Origin of the sequence: Aeromonas simiae (assembly GCF_000820125.1) — a bacterium.
Classification (GTDB): domain Bacteria; phylum Pseudomonadota; class Gammaproteobacteria; order Enterobacterales; family Aeromonadaceae; genus Aeromonas; species Aeromonas simiae.
On the sequence record NZ_CDBY01000044.1, the window covers coordinates 59,089 to 75,510 of the forward strand.

Consider the following 16,422-nt stretch of genomic DNA (forward strand, 5'->3'; position numbering starts at 1 on the left):
AGGCTCAGCCTGCGGCCATCATGGCCCGGGTGGTATCCAGCATGCGGTTGGCGAAGCCCCATTCGTTATCACACCACATCAACATCTTGACGAGGTTGGCATCGCTCACCCGGGTCTGGGTACCGTCAATGATGCACGAGTGGGCATCATGATTGAAATCGACGGAGACCAGTGGCTCTTCGGTATAGTCCAGAATGCCCGCTAATGTACCTCTGGATGCCCGCTTGAGGGCTTGATTTACGTCAGAAACCGACACTTTTTTTCGTACCGTGATGCTCAAATCCATCGCGGTGACGTTGATGGTGGGCACCCTTACCGCGATCGCCTCGAACTTGCCCGCGAAGTGGGGCAGGATACGCTCCAACCCCTTGGCCAGCTTGGTATCCACCGGGATGATGGACTGGCTGGCAGCACGGGTACGGCGCAGATCGCTGTGGTAGGCGTCGATCACCTGCTGGTCATGCATGGCCGAATGAATTGTCGTAATAGTACCACAATTTATCTCAAATTCTCGATGCAATGTTTCGATGACAGGCACCACGCAATTGGTGGTACAGGAGGCGTTCGAGACGATCCGTTCCCCTCCGGTCAGGGTGTGATGGTTGACCCCGTAGACCACGGTGGCATCCACGTCCGCATCGGCCGGATGGGAGAACAGCACCTTGCCCGCCCCTGCCGCCAGATGCTTTTCGGCATCGGCGCGCGAGCCGAATACCCCGGTACAATCGAGCACCACATCCACCTTGAGGGCGCGCCAGGGCAGGTTCGCCGGATCTCGCTCGGCAAACAGGGAGATGAGATCCTCCCCCACCAGCATGCTGCTGCCCGCCAGTTGTACCGGATGGTGGAAGCGGCCGTGACTGGTGTCATAGCGGGTCAGGTGCACCATGGCCTCGGGGGCCGCCAGCTCGTTGATGGCGACAATCTTGATGTTCTTGTCGCGCCCGCTCTCGTAGAGCGCGCGCAGCACGTTGCGGCCAATGCGGCCATAGCCATTGATGGCGATGCGGATCATCCGAGCAGGGCCTCCTTGAAAGTACCGCGGGCCAGCAGGGCGGCGCCGAACACACCGGCGCTGTCGCCCAGTGCGGGCCTGATGATGGGGGTAGTGAAACGGGGATTGAACAGGTAGGGAAGCACGCTCTCGCGGCCCGCCGTATAGAGGCTGTCGATATTGCCGACCCCACCGCCGATGACAATGACGTCAGGATCGAGGATGTTAACCACGTTAGCGATGGCCTGACCAAACAGCCGATGCAGGCGATCGAGGGTCTGGCGCGCCGTGTGATCGTGCGCTGCGGCGGCGGCAATCTGGGGCAGGCTGAGCCGGCGTTTGGTCTTGTCTCGGTACCAGGCCTCCAGCGCCGGGCCTGAGATGAAGGTCTCGACACAGCCGCGCTTGCCACAGTAGCACTCGGGGCCATCGGGAGAGAGCACATTGTGGCCCCACTCCCCGGCGATGCCGTGGTGACCCGCCAGAACCCGGCCATCGACGACGATGCCTGACCCCACCCCGGTGCCCATGATGATGCCAAACACCACCCGCGCCTCGGGGTAGCGCGCCCGCACCGCGCCGAGATGGGTCTCGGCCAGAGCGAAGCAGTTGGCATCGTTGGCGATGAGGACGGGAATGCCGAGGCGCGCCTCGAGATCCTCTTTGAGGGGGCGGCCGTTGAGTTCGGTGGTGTTGCAGTTTTTCATCACCCCGGTCTGTGGGTCGCGGGCGCCCGGCGTCCCCATGCCGAGCCGCTCGGGGCGACGGCCCAGCGCGATGGCGCAGCGCTCAACCAGCGCGATGATGGCATCGACAATGCCCTGATAACCGGTGTCACGCGGTGTCAGCTGACGTTCACGCAGCACCACGGTGTCACCGTCCAGCACCACGCACTCCATCTTGGTGCCGCCCAGATCGATCCCCCAATCCCAGCTCATCCTGTCTCCTTGCTACGGCGGAGCGAAGAGCGGCAGTGTAGCACCCCTTGCCCCAAACAAAACAGGGCCCGAAGGCCCTGTCTTAATTAGGAAAACTCGCGCCAATGCTTACTTCTTGGCGGGTTCCTTGGCCTCTTCGGCGGCCGGCTTCTCGATAGAGAGCAGCTCGACGTCGAACACCAGTACGGAGTTGGCCGGAATGGAGCCCGCACCGTGCTCACCGTAGGCCAGTTTGGACGGCAGGAAGAACTTGAACTTGGAGCCGACCGGCATCAGCTGCACGCCTTCGGTCCAACCCGGGATCACCTGGTTGAGCGGGAAGGTGGCCGGCTCGCCACGATCGACGGAGCTGTCGAACTTGGTGCCGTCGAGCAGGGTACCGGTGTAGTGAACCTTGACGATGTCAGTGGCCTTGGGCTTGGCGCCCTCGCCCATCTTCTCGACCTGGTATTGCAGGCCAGATTCGGTGCTCTTCACCCCTTCCTTCTTGGCGTTGTCGGCCAGGAAGGCTTCACCCTTCTTCAGGTTTTCGGCGGAGTCTTTCTCAGCCTTGGCCTTGGAGAGCTCATTGATCTTGGCGTCATAAGCCTGCAAGGACTTCTGGATATCCTCATCGCTCATGTCGGCCTTCTTGGTCAGGCCATCGGTCACGCCCTTGAGGATAACGTCGTTGCTCAGCTGGATCCCCAGCTCCTGCTGACGCTCCAGGGTGTTGGCGATGTAGCGCCCCATGGAGAGGCCGATGGCGTAGCCGGACTGCTCTTCAAAGCTCTTGGCTGCGCCCTTGGTGCCTTCTGCCGGCTTGGCGGCTTCGGTCTTGGTTTCGGCAGCGGCGGCCGGCTTCTCGTCCTTCTGGCATGCGGTCAGACCAACGGATACGGCTGCAGCCAGCAGGGACACCTTCAGAAATTTGTTCATCAGTTTCTCCAAAACGTAAAACCCGCTCTCGATTCCTTCTTGAAATGAGAGGTTTATGTTCACAAACGCCTTATACTAACCCCCGAATTCGGGCGAACAAAAGCATGAGACAGGAAAAATGCGAAAAAGTGCCCTTCCCTTTTTGCTACTGCTCCTGCTGTTATCAGGATGCAGCGAAAATGGCTCGCCAGTTCTGCACTCCGTGCGTCTCTCCGAAGAGGGCACGCTCACCGCCGATATCACGGCAGATGCCTCCACGGCACTGCTCTCCGGTGTGAGTCAGGGGGTGACGGTATGGGATTTGCAAAACAATCGCCAGCGCTATCGCTGGCAACTGGCGCAAAACGAGGATGAGTCCACATTTGTCGGACGCTTTTCGCCATCCGGCGCACAAGCGGTCACCGCCACAGCGACCACCTTCGGCCTCTGGAGCCTGGCCAATGGCCGTTCCCTCGGCTTTTACTCCCTGCCCGAGTCGCGCCTGCGCGACATCGCCGTCAGCGACGGCGCCCGCGCCGTGCTGATCGGCCGCGAGGATGGCAAGGCCGAGTTCGTCGATTTACACAGCGGACGCCGGCTGCAATTTCTCGGCCACACCGAGCAAGTCAATTCGGTGGATCTCTCCGCCAATGGCCGCTATGCGCTGACCGGTGGCAACGACTACAGCGCCTACCTGTGGGACACCCAAACCGGCCAGGTCATCCACCGCTTCAACCACGCTAGCCGGGTCACCATGGTGCGTCTCGATCCGTCCGGGCGTGCCGCCTTCACCGCCAGCAGCATGGGCCAGGCCATCCTCTGGGATCTGACCAGCGGCAAAGAGATAAGCCGCCTGCAAATGGAGCATCGCCAAGAGATCTACAGCGCGGCGCGTTTTGCCAACCAAGGGCAGTGGCTGCTGACCGGCTCTCCCTCGCGCCAGGCGGCGCTGTGGCGGGTCAGCGATGGCGCACAGTTGCAGCAGTGGCGGGTAGCCCCCCGCCCCTCGGCGCGCCCCTCCAGCTCGGTGGTCTATGGCATCGCTTTGCGCGACAATAGCCGGGTTATCACGCTCAGCTCCAGCGGCTACGCCGAAACCTGGAGCATCAAGTAAAGGAAGGTTATGGAAAAGCAGCAGTTGCTCGAACGCATCGAAACCCTGGAAACCCGTCTGGCCTATGCCGAATACACGGTGGAGCAGCTCAACGAGGAGGTGACGCTACAGGGGCGCGAACTGGACAAGGTTCGCCAGCAGATCCTGCTACTGGCCGATAAATTTAAGGCGATGCAACCGACCCAGGTCGCCAGCATGGCCGAAGAGACCCCGCCGCCCCACTACTGAAACGGCCACAAAAAAGCCCGCATGATGCGGGCTTTTTTATGCCATAAGCGGCAATCAGTGGTGGTGGCCCTTGCCACCGCAACCGCCGCCGCCACAGCAACCACCGTTGCCGGCGTCGTCGTCGTGATGGTGATGACCACCGCCACAGCAGCCGCCGTGGTCATGATCGTGGTCGTGATCGTGGTCGTGATGACCACCACAGCCACCGGCACCGTGCACATGGCCATGGGCCAGCTCTTCGGCGGTCGCCGGACGCACGTCCTTGATCTCGACCTTGAAGCCCAGGGTCACCCCCGCCAGCGGATGGTTGCCATCCACCTTGACGGTGCTCTCGGTCACTTCCACCACGGTCACCGGACGGTGGCCGTCGTCAGTCTCGGCCACGAAGGTGTCACCTTCAGCCACTTCCATACCGTCAAACAGCTCACCGGGCACTTCCTGCACCAGCGCCTCGTCGTACTCGCCATAGGCCTGCTGCGGGGCCAGGGTCACCTCGAAGGCATCACCCACGGCGCGCCCTTCCAGTGCAGCCTCCAGACCGGAGACCAGATAACGGGTGCCGTGCATGTAGACCAGCGGCTCTTTGCCGACGGTGCTATCGATCACTTCACCGTGCTCGTCGGTGACGGTGTATTCCAGCGTAACCACGCTCAGGGGAGCAACTTTCATGTCAGGGATCCTGCAGAGTTAAAAAACGGCCCAAGGATAACCCAAATCCCCGGCCACGCCTACGGAATGTCAGGGACGGAAGACGCCGATCACCTGTTCAGCCTCACGGGTTGCCTGGGTCACCTCGTCGGTCGGGCGCACCTGAGTGTCGCCACACTCGATGCAGGTCACCTTCTCGACTCCATGCTCCAGATACAGCATCATGGTGTCCTGCCGGCTACAGGCGGGACACACCGCCCCGGCGATGAAGCGTTTTTTACGTTTCGTTTCCATATCGATTACCTCCCGGCAGCATCATATCAGGGTTTGTCCATGCATTACGCCATCGAATTTCATGCTCATCACGCCGCCGCTCTGCGTTTCGGCAAACGCCAGCGCCTGCCGCAGGGGCGCCTGCTGCAGATCACCCATGGCATGGCACTGCTGCGCCTTGGCAGCCACGAACAACTACTCTCGCCGGGCGCCCTCTTCTGGCTGCCGGCCGACTGCTTGGCCACCTTCATTCCCCTGCGTGACTGTCGCTGGCAGGAGCTCCTGCTCTCTTTGCGCCACCCCCAGCCCAGCCAATCCGGCTGGTTGCATGCAACGCCACTGCTCAAGGCCCTGCTGGATGCGCTGACCGACTGGACGCGCGAGCCCGAATGGCAAGGCGCCTACGGCGACCGGCTGCGGGTGCTGGCCGACGAATTGCAGCAGCATGAGCTGAGCACGCAGCCCCCCTACAGCGCGCTGCAACAGGAGTGGCAAGCGCTGCGACAAGGTGTCGCGCCGCAGGAGGTGAGCGAAGAGCTGGCCGCACTGGCGGCGCAGTGGCGGCTGATCCGCGCCGATCGCCTGCTCAAGGGGGGCAATCCGCTGACGCAGGTGGTGGCCCAGCTCGGCTATGGCGATGAGTCGGCCTGGCAGGACGAACTTAATTTCTGGTGCACCTGCTAACCTCTCTAGCAAATTAAAAAACGGCCGATAATCAAGCGGGTGGTCGGTCGTCAATCTCATCCGGCCATGACTTCTCCCTCTTCCACGACTCAACGGGGTATCGACTATGAAAAGCAAGGCTAACCAGTCGCAAGGGATGCTGCTTTTCCGCCTAACCCAGCAACAGCGGTTTGCCATCGGTACGCTCAAGGTGAAGGAGATTGTGCCCTTCACCCCACTGACCGCCATTCCCCAATCGCACCATACCGTGCTGGGCGCCGTCAGCCTGCGCGGCCAGACCCTGCCGATCATCGACATGGCGCGGGCCATCGGCTACCGCCCCATCACTCCCGATGAGTATTCACGCTGCTTCATCATCATCACCGACTGCCGCCGCACCTTGGTGGGCTTTCTGGTGCGCGGCATCGATCGCATCTGCGAGTGCAACTGGCGCGACATCGTCTCGCCGCCCCCCAGCCTCGGTCACAACATCTTCGTGACCGGCGTCACCCGCATTGGCGAACAGCTGGTCCAGCTGCTCGATGTTGAGCTGATCCTCTCGCGCGTCTTCCCCGACGATCCCGAGCACCTCTACCCCCTGCTGACCGATGTGCAGCGCGAGATTTTGAAACCCATGCAGATCCTGCTGGTCGATGACTCGGCGGTGGCCCGCAAGCAGCTAACGGCGGCGTTGGATTACATCAACATCCCCTATCAGGTGTGCAGCAACGGCAATGACGCGTTTGAGCGCATGAAGCAGGCCGCCGAACGAGGCAACCCCATCGATATTCTGGTCAGCGACATCGAGATGCCGGGGCTCGACGGCTACGAGCTGGCCTTTGAGGTACAAAGCGACGCCAAGCTGGCCGGCGCCTACATCATCTTGCACACCTCCCTTTCGAGCGAGATCAGCGTCGAGCGTGCCCACCAGGTCGGAGCCCACGAGGCGCTCACCAAGTTTGCCGCCAACGAGCTGGTGCAGGCGATGCTGCGCGGTGCTGAGCACCACAAGAATCTGCGGGGAACCCCGTGATCATCGAGAGCGATTTCCGGGCCCCATGGTGGGCCCGCAACGCCCACTTGCAGACCATATTGCCGAAGTGGCTGCGACGCGCACCGGCCTGCTTTGAGGCTGAGCGTCTCGAGCTACCGGATGGGGATTTTATCGATCTGGCCTGGAACCGCCGACCCAGCGAGGGGGGCATGACTCCGCTGGTCGTCCTGTTTCACGGGCTGGAGGGAAACGTCCACTCCCACTACGCCAAGGGGATGCTGGCGCATCTGGCCCGCCAAGATCAGGATGCCGTGCTGATGCACTTTCGCGGCTGTAGCGGTGAACCCAACCGCCAGTTGCAGGCCTACCACTCGGGCGCCACTGAAGACGCCGTCTTCTTGCTGCGCACCCTGCATCAGCGCTACCCCGCCCGCCCCTTGCTGGCCATCGGCTGGTCCCTCGGCGGTAACATGCTGATCAATGTGCTGGCCCGCCACCCCGATTTACCGCTGCGCGGCGCCATGGTGATCTCTGCCCCGCTGCAACTGGCGGCTTGCAGTGAACGGGTGGGCCGCGGTTTCTCACGGGTCTATCAGGAGTACCTGCTACGCAGCCTGCGCGGCAACCTGCTGGCCAAACGCGAGGCCCTTGCCCATGCCCGCGACCACTGGAGCCGCGAACAGATCCGCGCTATCTGCACCTTGCGGGAATTCGACGAGCAGGTCACGGCCCCCCTGCACGGCTTTCGCAATGCCGACGACTACTACCGCCGCTGCTCCGGGCTGCCACTGCTGCGCCACATCGCCGTCCCAACCCTGCTGATCCATGCTGCCGACGACCCCTTTATGGATCAGAGCGTCATCCCGCAGCCGGGGGAGCTCTCCCCACGGGTTCGCCTCGAACTGAGCCGCCACGGGGGCCACGTCGGTTTTCTACATGGCGCCCCGTGGCGGCCTCGCTACTGGCTGGAAGAGCGGGTCACTCGCTGGTTGGCAGAGCGGCCAGCCGATAGCCATCGCGCCCCGTTGCCTTGATGGCATAGAGGGCCTCATCGGCCCGCTGCAAAAACGTATCCACCTCCTCGCCGAGCTGGTACTCGGCGACCCCCTGGCTCAGGGTCACCACGGGGGCCACCAGTGAGCCCACGTGCTCAAGCGCCAGGCAAGCCAATCCTTCGCGGATCCGGCGGGCAATCTCGCACGCCTCACGGCCAGACATGCCCGGCAACAGGATGACAAACTCCTCCCCACCGTAGCGGGCCACCAGATCCTCACCCTTGCGCACCGAATCGAGCAACTGTTGCGCCACCTCCTTGAGACAGGCATCACCCGCCTGGTGGCCATAGTGGTCGTTGTAGCGCTTGAAGTAATCCACATCGCTCAAAATGACGCTTAGCGGCACGTGCTGATGCCGGCTATGGACGATCGCCTTGCTCAATTCATGATTGAAGTGGCGGCGATTGGCGACCCGGGTCAACTCATCCATGTTCGCCAGCGTCTCAAGACGTCGGGCTAGGCGCAGATTTTCGACCTCGTTGCGTACCGCCAGCCGAAACCAGTTGTGCAGCAAGCGGCGCCCGGCCTCGAGCACGATCAGCACTAAACCGACCGCCAGCAGATGCAGCCAGACGAAATCGAAGGAGTGAAACAGGTGCTCGCTGAGCAAAAACAACAGCAGGGGGGTGACAAAGGCATAGAAGAGACGGCTATCGGGATAGAAAGCGATGAGCGCCATCACCAAAATGACATTGATATAGCTGTTGGTGAGGCTGGCGCCACCACGCAGCTCAAGCACACCGATGGAGTAGCCAATCCCGACCCACCCCAGACTCCACAGCACGCTCAGCAGCAATATGCAGACTCGCCAGCGCCGGTGGGTCAGGCCCAGCATCACAAACCAGCCGATGGGCATGGCGAGTTGCAACAGCAGGGTCAGGCCCAGTTGCCGGGGAAAAGACCACGGCAAGCGCTCGGTCAGCATCATTCCGGCCTCTAAATAGGCCTGGTAACGGCAAGCCAGAAACAAGATGGCCAGCAGGCTGATGCACCACAACCAGATAAGACCGCGGTTCAGCGCCTGACGCTGCGCCTGTTCAAGATGATAAGAAAAGTACAATGGGGCGCGTCGTTTCTCGGGAGAGAGCATGAACTAAAGCCTTGATATGGAGAAAAACAGGTTGCACTTCATTGACTAACACCAACAATAGCCAACGCATTATCAGCTCACCACGATAGGAGCCCCCATGATAGTCCCCTGGCAGTCACTTGATCCACAGACGCTGAACAATCTCATCGAAGCGTTTGTCCTGCGCGAAGGCACCGACTATGGCGAGCAGGAGATCAGCCTGGACGAAAAGGTGGCGGCCGTGCGCAACCAGTTGCAAAGCGGTAGCGCCGTGATTGTCTACAGCGAATTGCATGAGACGGTCGACATAGTGCCGAGCGATCGCTTTCCCAGGGAAGCTTGACCATTTTCCGGCCGACCCCGTATAACGGTGGGGTCAAGGAAGAGGATCCCCCATGTCGGCCAAACATCCCATCATTGCCGTGACCGGTTCCTCCGGCGCAGGCACCAGCACCACGACCACCGCCTTTCGCTCCATGTTCCACCAGCTCGGTTATCAGGCCGCCGTGGTGGAAGGGGACAGCTTTCACCGCTACACCCGTCCCGAGATGGACGTGGCCATTCGCAAGGCGCGCGAGCAGGGGCGCCACATCAGTTACTTCGGCCCCGAGGCCAACGACTTCGCGCTGCTCGAGCAGTTTTTCCAGGAGTACGGCCAAAGTGGCAGCGGCCAGTATCGCCGCTACCTGCACAGCTTCGATGAGGCGGTGCCGTTCAACCAGATGCCGGGCACCTTCACCCCCTGGCAGAGCCTGCCTGAGCCGACCGATCTGCTGTTTTATGAAGGGCTGCATGGCGCCGTCGTCACCGAGGAGCACAACGTGGCGCGCCACGTGGACTTTCTTATCGGCGTGGTGCCCATCGTCAACCTGGAGTGGATCCAAAAGCTCATCCGCGACACCTCGGAGCGCGGCCACTCGCGTGAGGCGGTGACCGACTCCATCGTCCGCTCCATGGATGACTACATCAACTTCATCACCCCCCAGTTCTCGCGCACCCACATCAACTTCCAGCGCGTGCCGACGGTCGACACCTCCAACCCGTTTAGCGCCAAGGTGATCCCGAGCCTCGACGAGAGCATGCTGGTGATCCGCTTTCGTGGCATCAAGAACGTCGACTTCCCCTATCTGCTGTCGATGATTGACGGCAGCTTCATGTCGCGCCTCAATACCATAGTGGTGCCGGGCGGCAAGATGGGCTTTGCGATGGAGCTGATCCTGCGCCCGCTGATCCAGCAACTACTTGAAACAGGCAAGATCACCTGATCCAGGAGCCCCCATGCGCCGCTTCGCCCTGTTGTTATTTCCCCTGCCGCTCACGGCGTGCAGCAGCCCTGCGCTCCCTCCCCCCACCAGCGGCAGCATGGTGGTCAGGCCGGCGCCGTCATGGCCCTATGCCACTCCCGTGCGCTATGCCATGGCCGAGCAGTTCCAATACGCCGGCCCCCGCACCGAGGGGTGGCTGCTGCCTGTGCAGCAGGCGGTCGAGCAGAGTTTGCAAGGCAAGGGGTGGCAAGCGACCCCCATCGCCGAGGCGGATCTCTGGGTGGCCATCGGCGTGGCCGATGCCACTGAGGTACAAAACGGGGAACTCTTTCGGCGCCTCGGCATGGCGCCCGGTCTTGCGGCGCCGGCCGGGCACAAGATGGGCTCATTGGCCGTCGTGCTGCTCGACAGGCAATCGGGCGCCGCGGTATGGAGCGCCTCGCTCCAGCTCGAAACCGCCCGCGCCGTCCCTGAAGATGAGCGCGGCGCCCTCAGCCAGCGCTGGATCGCATCGCTGCTGCAAAGCCTGCCACGCTAACAACACAACGGCCCGCATTGGCGGGCCGTTGTGTCTGGAGCATCGAGTCTATGTGCTCTTGCCGGAGTGACAGGTGAGCAGGGTGGTGTTGTTATTGGCCACGATCGTCTGATCGCCATGTTGCCAGAAGCTGGTCAGGCCGAAGGCGTACTTGCGCCCCTCTTTCGACTCCACTCTCAGCAGCTTGTACCAGATACCGTCTAGCTCAAATTGCACCGTATCGGCCTGGGAGTCCTCGGTCACACTGAGCTCCCTGTCACCACACTGATACAGGCTATGCGTGTATTGGGTCGGCTGGGGGCCGCTACAGGCGGCCAGCCCCACCACGGATAACACCACCATCACCTTGTTCATCATGCACTCCCTTCGCTCGGTTATCTCTGCGCTGACGCAGCCAATCAGGCCGCGATGACCCGATAACCGTGGCTGATCTCCACCGCTTTTTCCAGCATCAGCGAGACCGAGCAGTACTTCTCCATGGAGAGGTCAACCGCCCGAGCCACCTGCTTCTCGGCAAGGTTGTCGCCGGTGACGATAAACTCCAGATGAATCTTCTTAAACACTCGGGGGGCGGTCTCGGCACGTTCTGTGGTCAGCTCGACCCGGCAGCCGGTCACCGCCTGGCGCCCCTTCTCGAGGATGGAGACCACGTCGATGGAGCTGCAACCGCCGATGGCCATCAGCACCATCTCCATCGGGCTCGGGCCTTCGCCCGGATTGGCGCCATCGAGCACAATTTTATGCCCAGAGTCGCTCTGCCCAACGAATTTCATGCCGTCAACCCAGGTCACTTCCGCTTTCATGCACTTCTCCACTCATTGCGTATCAATCGGGGGCATAGCATACCACTCATGCTCTTCCGAGCCTCTTTCCGAAAGGGATTAGATCAAAATCAACATGCATTCAGGAACAACAGGTTAGAATGGTGCCCGCGTATTCGCCCCGCCCGACCGTCCGCGACAGGGGCGAGCCTTGTCAGCACAGGGAAAGGCTCTTATCCTACTGCGACTGACACACAGGGAATGGCAGGCGGGAAGCTTGCCGGGACCAGGATGTACAAAACATCAACAGAGGAAGATTCATGGCTATTGGCAAACCGCAAAGCGACCCGACTCTCGAATGGTTCCTGTCGCATTGCCATATTCACAAGTACCCGGCCAAGAGTACCCTGATCCATGCAGGCGAGAAGGCGGAGACCCTTTACTACATCGTCAAGGGCACAGTGGCCGTGCTGATCAAGGACGACGAAGGCAAGGAGATGATCCTCTCCTATCTCAACCAGGGGGACTTCATCGGCGAGATGGGTCTTTTCGAGGAGAACGAGAGCCCGGAGCGTACCGCTTGGGTCCGTGCCAAGGGTGCATGTGAAGTCGCCGAGATCTCCTACAAAAAGTTCCGTCAGCTGATCCAGGTTAACCCCGATATCCTGCTGCGCCTCTCCGGCCAGATGGCCAAGCGTCTGCAACATACCAGCCAGAAGGTCGGCAACTTGGCCTTCCTCGACGTGACCGGCCGTATTGCCCAGACCCTGCTCAACCTGGCTCACCAGCCGGATGCCATGACCCACCCGGATGGCATGCAGATCAAGATCACCCGCCAGGAGATCGGCCAGATCGTCGGCTGCTCCCGCGAGACCGTCGGTCGCATCCTGAAGATGCTGGAAGAGCAGGAGCTCATCTCCGCTCACGGCAAGACCATCGTCGTTTTCGGTACCCGCTGACCGTCACTGATTGCTCAAGGCTGCCCACAGGCAGCCTTTTTTGTCGGAATTCCCATGCAACTGCAATGCCCCCTATGCCGCGCTCCGCTGCACCGTCATGCCGCCTCTGGCGGTGCCTATTGCGATAACAAGCACCACTTCGACAAGGCCCCCGAGGGCTACCTCGATCTCATCCCCGGCAAGCACTCGCCGAAGGAGGGAGAGAGCCGAGCCCTGATGCGCGCCCGTCGCCACTGGCTCGAAAGCGGCGCGCTTGCACCGCTGACCGAGGCCATTGCCGATCAGTTGCCCGCCGGTGGCGGTGAACTGATCCTGCTGGGGTGTGGCGAGGGCTACCTCAGCCGCGCCCTGGCGGGCCGCCGTCCCGACTGGACCACCATCGGCATCGAGCGCGCCAAGAACGCCGTGTTTGCCGCCGCCAAGGCGCAGCCTGGTGCCGAGTTTGTGCTGGCCGATCCGGGCAAGCCGCCCCTGCTGCCCGGCAGCGCAACCGCCCTGCTGCTCGAGGCCACCCCCAAGACTCGGCTCAACGCACTGCCGCCCCTGCTGGCACCGGGTGGCTGGCTGCTGCTCTTTAGCCAAGGGCCACGTCATCACTGGCAGCTGCGCAGCCATATCAACCCTGATGCCAGGGAGCATCCCGCCGCCTGGCCCTGCGTGCCCGGCCTGCGTGAAGCGGCCCGCAGCCGTTGCCACTTTGAGGTGGGCATGGATCAGGAGAGCCGGGCGCTGATGCTGGCCACCAGCCCCCTGGCCTGGCGCACCAACAATGCCCAGCGCCATGACTATCAGCAGCACGGCGGTGACCATCTGGAGCACGACTACCTGCTGACTCTGTGGCAGGCACCCTGAACGAAAAACGCCTCCCGAGGGAGGCGTTTTTTATCATGAGAGGACGGCATCAATCGTTGCGGCCGATGAAGAGATCGGTCACGTGGCAGCTCTCCCGCGAGGCCAGCGCATCGAGCATATAGGCGGCCGCATCGTCCGGCGTCATGAAGCGGCTCGGATCGACATGGTTACTGCTGTCCCAAAATTCGCTGCGGATGCCGCTCGGATAGAGGTTGACCAGCCGTAGCGGGCTCCCCTTAAGCTCGGCACGCAAGGATTCGAGAAAGCCGCGCATCCCCCACTTGGAGGCGCAATAGAGGCTCTCGTTGGCCTTGCCGACCTGCGCCGCCGAAGAGAGCACGCTGGCCAGCACGCCCCCCTTCTGCCCCAGCAGGCGCACCGTCTGCTGGGCCACCAGTATGGTCGAGACCAGGTTGTTCTCCACCACGGAGCGGATCTGCTCGGCGGTATAGACCCCGACCGGGCCAAACTCACCGACCCCGGCGCAGTGGATCACCAGCTCAGGCACCCCGCCCCACTCGACGGCGGCCGAGAAGGCCATCTCCACCTCCTCGAGGTGGGAGAGATCGGCCGCGATGCCGATCACCTGCTCCCCGAAGCGCAGCTCTTGCTCCTGCAACTTCTCGTGACGGCGCCCCATCATGGCCACCCGATGCCCACGGGCCACCAGACCTGCGGTCAGTGCCCGTCCGAGCCCGGAGCCGGCCCCCGTTACTACGGTGCTCGCCATCGCGGCCCTGCCTCTGCTTAGAAGGAGAACTCGGCGCCGACGAACCAGCCGTCCACACCCTGATCGACCTTCTTCACGTCGACCTGGGCATCACGCCAGCCGGCGCGAACCTTAACTGGCACGGAGGAGAACTGATAGGCGCCCCCGAGGCGGTAATCGTAGTGATCACTGTCGTGTACGCGGGCATCACCGAACAGGGAGGCACCAGTTCCCGGCAGGCGCACTTCGGTGCCGGCATAGGCCATCAGCACTTCGTCGCTGTAGGAGCTGTGGGTAGTGTTGAAATCCCCGTCGTAACGGCGGCCGGTCAGACCGAGATCGATCTGGAACAGCGGGTTGTTAAACAGGCGGTAGTAGAGGCTCAGATCGTAGGCGGTCAGCTCGTTGTCGAAGGCGCCGCCCGAGGTGCTGAGATCGGTCACTTCAAACTTGGCATTCGGCAGCAGGATGATGCCGTGCTCCAGTTGCAGGTAACCGCTCCAGTTGTAGTTGTGGTCATAGTCGGCACTCTGGCGCTGGACATGACCATCCCCTTGGGCGCGCCAGAGATCGGCACCGGCGGCAAAGCGCCAAGTATCGGCCATGGCCGAGGTGCTGCAAAGGGCCAGGACACAGCCCGCAATCAGCGTCTTTTTCATTATTATGTTCACTCCACGTGGACTGGAAAGGCCTCTATTCTACTCACCTTACCGGCAATACCCAGCAGGAAAAACCAAACAGACGACGATTAATGTCCGCGTGACGGAGCGCTGTGCCCCATCACCTCCCGCACGGGTAAAGAGAGGCGCAAAGAGTGGCCGTCATCGAAGGTCAGGGTCAGTGGAACGCGGGCATCAGCGCTCAGCGGCGTCACGTCAAACAGCATCACATGCAGCCCTCCCGGTTGCAGCTGTACATGGCCGCCTGCCGGCACCTCGATATGGGCGACCTGGCGCATCCGCATGACCCCGTTGTCGTTGAGATGGGTATGCAGCTCGACGCGCGCCGCCGCCGAAGAGGCGGCCGCCACCAGCCGCACCGGCTTGTCCGCCTCATTGTTGAGGGTCATGAAGGCCGCCGTGTTCGGCGTGCCCGGCGGCAGCAGGCGTACATACCCCTGCTCAACCGACACCTTGGCCTGCGCCGGCAAGGCGAGCAGCAATGCGAGCAGAATGTAAAACAATTGTTTGAACATAGTTGACGACCTTTTATGATGGTGTGATTTCAACCAGCCAAGCTTACCCCTGCTGGAATCTTGAATCAGCCCCCTACAACAAGGAGTGAGAGATGGAGCAAGCAATCCGCCAGCAGTGCCAGGATGGCGTACTGACCCTGACCCTGGATCGCGCAGCCAAGCGCAACGCCCTCAACAGCGCCATGTATCAGACGCTGGCCGAGGCTCTGGCGGCCGCGGCCCATGATGACGCGGTGCGGGTCGTCCTGCTGCAAGGGAGCGAGGAGTGCTTCACCGCCGGCAACGATCTGGGGGATTTCATCGGCAAGCAGAGCCTGAGCGAGGATGACCCCGTCCTGCGCTTCCTGCACACCCTGGCGGGCTTTCCCAAGCCGGTGGTGGCCGCCGCCGCGGGGGCGGCCGTCGGCATCGGCACCACCCTGCTGCTGCACTGCGATCTGGTCTGTCTGGCCGACAACACCCGCCTCTGCCTGCCCTTCATCGATCTGGGCCTGGTGCCTGAATTTGCCTCCAGCCTGTTGCTGCCACGGGCAGTGGGGCACCTGCGAGCCAGCGAGCTGCTGCTGCTCGGCGAGCCCTTCGATGCCCAACAGGCGCTGGCGATGGGGCTGGCCAACCGGGTCGTGCCGGCCCAAGCCCTGCTCCAGGAGGCCGCCACCCTCGCCGCCAAGCTCGCCGCCAAGCCGCCGCGCGCCCTGCAACAGAGCAAGGCGCTGCTCAAGCAGGAGCTGCGCCAGGCGGTACACTTCACCATCGACACCGAGGCCAGGGCCTTTGCCATCTCGCTGCAAGGGGACGAGGCGCAGACCCGCATCGCCGCCAAGCTGGGACGCCGCTAGTTCAGCCGGAAGCGGCCGATCAGCTCGCAGCCCTGCACCCGATCCTGGGTCTGGATGAGGCGGGCAATCTCGGGATTGGGGTGGCGTTTGAGAAAGGCGAGCAGGGCGGCGCGGCAGCAGCCCAGCTCGTCGATCAGCGCCTCGCACTGTGGGTTCGGACACTGGGGCACCAGCGCGGTGACCAGCTCGGAGGCCAGCTTGAGGTAGCGCAGCTCAAAGGCGGGCTCTGCCATCTCACGCCAAAAGCCCGCCAGGCGGTGACAGGTGGCCACCTGCATGGTGGCCTGCTCCGCCAGCTCGAGCCGCTCATCGGGCTCAAGCGCCACCTCAAGGGCGCGCTGATACAGGCTCACTGCCGTGCCGAACGCCCCCTTTTCATAAGCTGACTGGGCCTCCAGCATGTACTCCTGCCAGTGCAGATGGTTCATGGT

Annotated in this window: 23 protein-coding genes; 11 read left to right on the plus strand and 12 right to left on the minus strand. The window is 62.3% G+C overall.

Going from position 1 to position 16,422, the window contains the following annotated elements; genetic code table 11:
- Window positions 1-4: 4 nt before the first annotated feature.
- From epd to fkpA, 3 genes are all read right to left on the minus strand, one after another.
- A complete protein-coding gene (epd, locus tag BN1134_RS07880) occupies window positions 5-1,015 on the minus strand; it encodes an erythrose-4-phosphate dehydrogenase (RefSeq protein WP_042046416.1) in 1,011 nt (336 codons plus the stop codon).
- Window positions 1,012-1,932, minus strand: a complete 921-nt coding sequence (locus BN1134_RS07885; protein WP_042046417.1) for an ROK family protein — start codon at window positions 1,930-1,932, stop codon at window positions 1,012-1,014. The genes epd and BN1134_RS07885 overlap by 4 nt, the downstream gene beginning before the upstream one ends.
- 108 nt (window positions 1,933-2,040) lie before the next feature.
- A complete protein-coding gene (gene fkpA / locus BN1134_RS07890) occupies window positions 2,041-2,850 on the minus strand; it encodes an FKBP-type peptidyl-prolyl cis-trans isomerase (protein ID WP_042046418.1) in 810 nt (269 codons plus the stop codon).
- 118 nt (window positions 2,851-2,968) lie between these two features.
- Here fkpA and BN1134_RS07895 point away from each other — a divergent pair, with 118 nt between their 5' ends.
- Window positions 2,969-3,943: a WD40 repeat domain-containing protein gene (locus BN1134_RS07895; protein WP_042046420.1), complete on the plus strand. Its 975-nt coding sequence runs from the start codon at window positions 2,969-2,971 to the stop codon at window positions 3,941-3,943.
- A gap of 9 nt (window positions 3,944-3,952) precedes the next feature.
- Window positions 3,953-4,171 carry a SlyX family protein gene (locus BN1134_RS07900; RefSeq protein ID WP_042046422.1) on the plus strand — a complete coding sequence of 73 codons (219 nt, stop codon included), beginning with the start codon at window positions 3,953-3,955 and terminating at the stop codon, window positions 4,169-4,171.
- Between the two features lie 54 nt (window positions 4,172-4,225).
- On the opposite strand, the gene slyD is transcribed toward BN1134_RS07900, so the two are convergent.
- Together slyD and BN1134_RS07910 are read right to left on the minus strand one after the other, a co-directional pair.
- Window positions 4,226-4,840 carry a peptidylprolyl isomerase gene (slyD, locus tag BN1134_RS07905; protein WP_042046424.1) on the minus strand — a complete coding sequence of 205 codons (615 nt, stop codon included), beginning with the start codon at window positions 4,838-4,840 and terminating at the stop codon, window positions 4,226-4,228.
- Between the two features lie 69 nt (window positions 4,841-4,909).
- Window positions 4,910-5,113: a YheV family putative zinc ribbon protein gene (locus BN1134_RS07910; RefSeq protein WP_042046425.1), complete on the minus strand. Its 204-nt coding sequence runs from the start codon at window positions 5,111-5,113 to the stop codon at window positions 4,910-4,912.
- A 39-nt stretch (window positions 5,114-5,152) separates the two neighbouring features.
- On the opposite strand from BN1134_RS07910, the gene BN1134_RS07915 reads away from it, so the two are divergent.
- The 3 genes from BN1134_RS07915 to BN1134_RS07925 all read left to right on the plus strand — a co-directional run bounded on the left by BN1134_RS07915 (window position 5,153) and on the right by BN1134_RS07925 (window position 7,783).
- On the plus strand, window positions 5,153-5,776 hold the full coding sequence (locus tag BN1134_RS07915; protein WP_042046426.1) for an AraC family ligand binding domain-containing protein: 624 nt from the start codon (window positions 5,153-5,155) through the stop codon (window positions 5,774-5,776).
- 106 nt (window positions 5,777-5,882) lie between these two features.
- A complete protein-coding gene (locus BN1134_RS07920) occupies window positions 5,883-6,788 on the plus strand; it encodes a chemotaxis protein (protein ID WP_042046427.1) in 906 nt (301 codons plus the stop codon).
- Window positions 6,785-7,783, plus strand: a complete 999-nt coding sequence (locus BN1134_RS07925; protein WP_042046428.1) for a hydrolase — start codon at window positions 6,785-6,787, stop codon at window positions 7,781-7,783. Before BN1134_RS07920 ends, BN1134_RS07925 begins: the two co-directional genes overlap by 4 nt.
- On the opposite strand, the gene BN1134_RS07930 is transcribed toward BN1134_RS07925, so the two are convergent.
- Entirely contained in the window at window positions 7,728-8,864 is a 1,137-nt protein-coding gene (locus BN1134_RS07930; RefSeq protein ID WP_052449444.1) for a GGDEF domain-containing protein, read from the minus strand. The two genes, BN1134_RS07925 and BN1134_RS07930, sit on opposite strands and share 56 nt — an antisense overlap.
- Before the next feature lie 127 nt (window positions 8,865-8,991).
- Here BN1134_RS07930 and BN1134_RS07935 point away from each other — a divergent pair, with 127 nt between their 5' ends.
- Genes BN1134_RS07935 through BN1134_RS07945 form a run of 3 tightly spaced genes read left to right on the plus strand, consistent with a single transcriptional unit; the run spans window position 8,992 to window position 10,676 of the window.
- The gene (locus BN1134_RS07935; RefSeq protein WP_042046430.1) at window positions 8,992-9,216 is read left to right on the plus strand and encodes a YheU family protein; all 225 of its coding nucleotides are present in this window, start codon (window positions 8,992-8,994) and stop codon (window positions 9,214-9,216) included.
- Between the two features lie 52 nt (window positions 9,217-9,268).
- Complete coding sequence (locus BN1134_RS07940) at window positions 9,269-10,138, plus strand: phosphoribulokinase (protein ID WP_042046431.1); 870 nt, start codon at window positions 9,269-9,271, stop codon at window positions 10,136-10,138.
- A gap of 13 nt (window positions 10,139-10,151) precedes the next feature.
- Complete coding sequence (locus BN1134_RS07945; RefSeq protein ID WP_042046432.1) at window positions 10,152-10,676, plus strand: DUF4136 domain-containing protein; 525 nt, start codon at window positions 10,152-10,154, stop codon at window positions 10,674-10,676.
- A gap of 48 nt (window positions 10,677-10,724) precedes the next feature.
- Here the strand turns inward: BN1134_RS07945 and BN1134_RS07950 are convergent, their stop codons facing one another.
- Window positions 10,725-11,030: an MliC family protein gene (locus BN1134_RS07950; RefSeq protein WP_042046433.1), complete on the minus strand. Its 306-nt coding sequence runs from the start codon at window positions 11,028-11,030 to the stop codon at window positions 10,725-10,727.
- A gap of 44 nt (window positions 11,031-11,074) precedes the next feature.
- The gene (locus tag BN1134_RS07955; RefSeq protein WP_042046434.1) at window positions 11,075-11,479 is read right to left on the minus strand and encodes an OsmC family protein; all 405 of its coding nucleotides are present in this window, start codon (window positions 11,477-11,479) and stop codon (window positions 11,075-11,077) included.
- A gap of 278 nt (window positions 11,480-11,757) precedes the next feature.
- On the opposite strand from BN1134_RS07955, the gene crp reads away from it, so the two are divergent.
- Window positions 11,758-12,396 carry a cAMP-activated global transcriptional regulator CRP gene (gene crp / locus BN1134_RS07960; protein WP_042046435.1) on the plus strand — a complete coding sequence of 213 codons (639 nt, stop codon included), beginning with the start codon at window positions 11,758-11,760 and terminating at the stop codon, window positions 12,394-12,396.
- A gap of 54 nt (window positions 12,397-12,450) precedes the next feature.
- Window positions 12,451-13,248, plus strand: coding sequence for a putative RNA methyltransferase (locus tag BN1134_RS07965; protein ID WP_042046436.1), 798 nt, complete (start codon window positions 12,451-12,453; stop codon window positions 13,246-13,248).
- A gap of 49 nt (window positions 13,249-13,297) precedes the next feature.
- On the opposite strand, the gene BN1134_RS07970 is transcribed toward BN1134_RS07965, so the two are convergent.
- From BN1134_RS07970 to BN1134_RS07980, 3 genes are all read right to left on the minus strand, one after another.
- A complete protein-coding gene (locus BN1134_RS07970; protein ID WP_042046438.1) occupies window positions 13,298-13,978 on the minus strand; it encodes an SDR family NAD(P)-dependent oxidoreductase in 681 nt (226 codons plus the stop codon).
- Window positions 13,979-13,995: 17 nt separating this feature from the next.
- Window positions 13,996-14,616 carry a TIGR04219 family outer membrane beta-barrel protein gene (locus BN1134_RS07975; RefSeq protein ID WP_042046439.1) on the minus strand — a complete coding sequence of 207 codons (621 nt, stop codon included), beginning with the start codon at window positions 14,614-14,616 and terminating at the stop codon, window positions 13,996-13,998.
- Between the two features lie 89 nt (window positions 14,617-14,705).
- Window positions 14,706-15,152, minus strand: coding sequence for a copper chaperone PCu(A)C (locus BN1134_RS07980; RefSeq protein ID WP_042046441.1), 447 nt, complete (start codon window positions 15,150-15,152; stop codon window positions 14,706-14,708).
- 92 nt (window positions 15,153-15,244) lie between these two features.
- Here BN1134_RS07980 and BN1134_RS07985 point away from each other — a divergent pair, with 92 nt between their 5' ends.
- On the plus strand, window positions 15,245-15,991 hold the full coding sequence (locus tag BN1134_RS07985; protein WP_042046443.1) for an enoyl-CoA hydratase-related protein: 747 nt from the start codon (window positions 15,245-15,247) through the stop codon (window positions 15,989-15,991).
- Here the strand turns inward: BN1134_RS07985 and BN1134_RS07990 are convergent.
- Window positions 15,988-16,419 carry a DUF2753 family protein gene (locus BN1134_RS07990; RefSeq protein ID WP_042046445.1) on the minus strand — a complete coding sequence of 144 codons (432 nt, stop codon included), beginning with the start codon at window positions 16,417-16,419 and terminating at the stop codon, window positions 15,988-15,990. The genes BN1134_RS07985 and BN1134_RS07990 overlap by 4 nt on opposite strands.
- Window positions 16,420-16,422 lie beyond the last annotated feature (3 nt).

Bases quoted from the DNA above. Each gene is read 5' to 3' on its own strand.
- BN1134_RS07990 (WP_042046445.1), bottom strand. From the start codon at position 16,419: ATGAACCATCTGCACTGGCAGGAGTACATGCTGGAGGCCCAGTCAGCT.
- slyD (WP_042046424.1), bottom strand. From the start codon at position 4,840: ATGAAAGTTGCTCCCCTGAGCGTGGTTACGCTGGAATACACCGTCACC.
- BN1134_RS07935 (WP_042046430.1), top strand. From the start codon at position 8,992: ATGATAGTCCCCTGGCAGTCACTTGATCCACAGACGCTGAACAATCTC.
- BN1134_RS07970 (WP_042046438.1), bottom strand. From the start codon at position 13,978: ATGGCGAGCACCGTAGTAACGGGGGCCGGCTCCGGGCTCGGACGGGCA.
- BN1134_RS07885 (WP_042046417.1), bottom strand. From the start codon at position 1,932: ATGAGCTGGGATTGGGGGATCGATCTGGGCGGCACCAAGATGGAGTGC.
- BN1134_RS07945 (WP_042046432.1), top strand. From the start codon at position 10,152: ATGCGCCGCTTCGCCCTGTTGTTATTTCCCCTGCCGCTCACGGCGTGC.
- epd (WP_042046416.1), bottom strand. From the start codon at position 1,015: ATGATCCGCATCGCCATCAATGGCTATGGCCGCATTGGCCGCAACGTG.
- BN1134_RS07915 (WP_042046426.1), top strand. From the start codon at position 5,153: ATGCATTACGCCATCGAATTTCATGCTCATCACGCCGCCGCTCTGCGT.
- BN1134_RS07965 (WP_042046436.1), top strand. From the start codon at position 12,451: ATGCAACTGCAATGCCCCCTATGCCGCGCTCCGCTGCACCGTCATGCC.
- BN1134_RS07940 (WP_042046431.1), top strand. From the start codon at position 9,269: ATGTCGGCCAAACATCCCATCATTGCCGTGACCGGTTCCTCCGGCGCA.
- fkpA (WP_042046418.1), bottom strand. From the start codon at position 2,850: ATGAACAAATTTCTGAAGGTGTCCCTGCTGGCTGCAGCCGTATCCGTT.
- BN1134_RS07895 (WP_042046420.1), top strand. From the start codon at position 2,969: ATGCGAAAAAGTGCCCTTCCCTTTTTGCTACTGCTCCTGCTGTTATCA.
- BN1134_RS07950 (WP_042046433.1), bottom strand. From the start codon at position 11,030: ATGAACAAGGTGATGGTGGTGTTATCCGTGGTGGGGCTGGCCGCCTGT.
- crp (WP_042046435.1), top strand. From the start codon at position 11,758: ATGGCTATTGGCAAACCGCAAAGCGACCCGACTCTCGAATGGTTCCTG.
- BN1134_RS07900 (WP_042046422.1), top strand. From the start codon at position 3,953: ATGGAAAAGCAGCAGTTGCTCGAACGCATCGAAACCCTGGAAACCCGT.
- BN1134_RS07975 (WP_042046439.1), bottom strand. From the start codon at position 14,616: ATGAAAAAGACGCTGATTGCGGGCTGTGTCCTGGCCCTTTGCAGCACC.
- BN1134_RS07980 (WP_042046441.1), bottom strand. From the start codon at position 15,152: ATGTTCAAACAATTGTTTTACATTCTGCTCGCATTGCTGCTCGCCTTG.
- BN1134_RS07955 (WP_042046434.1), bottom strand. From the start codon at position 11,479: ATGAAAGCGGAAGTGACCTGGGTTGACGGCATGAAATTCGTTGGGCAG.
- BN1134_RS07910 (WP_042046425.1), bottom strand. From the start codon at position 5,113: ATGGAAACGAAACGTAAAAAACGCTTCATCGCCGGGGCGGTGTGTCCC.
- BN1134_RS07920 (WP_042046427.1), top strand. From the start codon at position 5,883: ATGAAAAGCAAGGCTAACCAGTCGCAAGGGATGCTGCTTTTCCGCCTA.
- BN1134_RS07985 (WP_042046443.1), top strand. From the start codon at position 15,245: ATGGAGCAAGCAATCCGCCAGCAGTGCCAGGATGGCGTACTGACCCTG.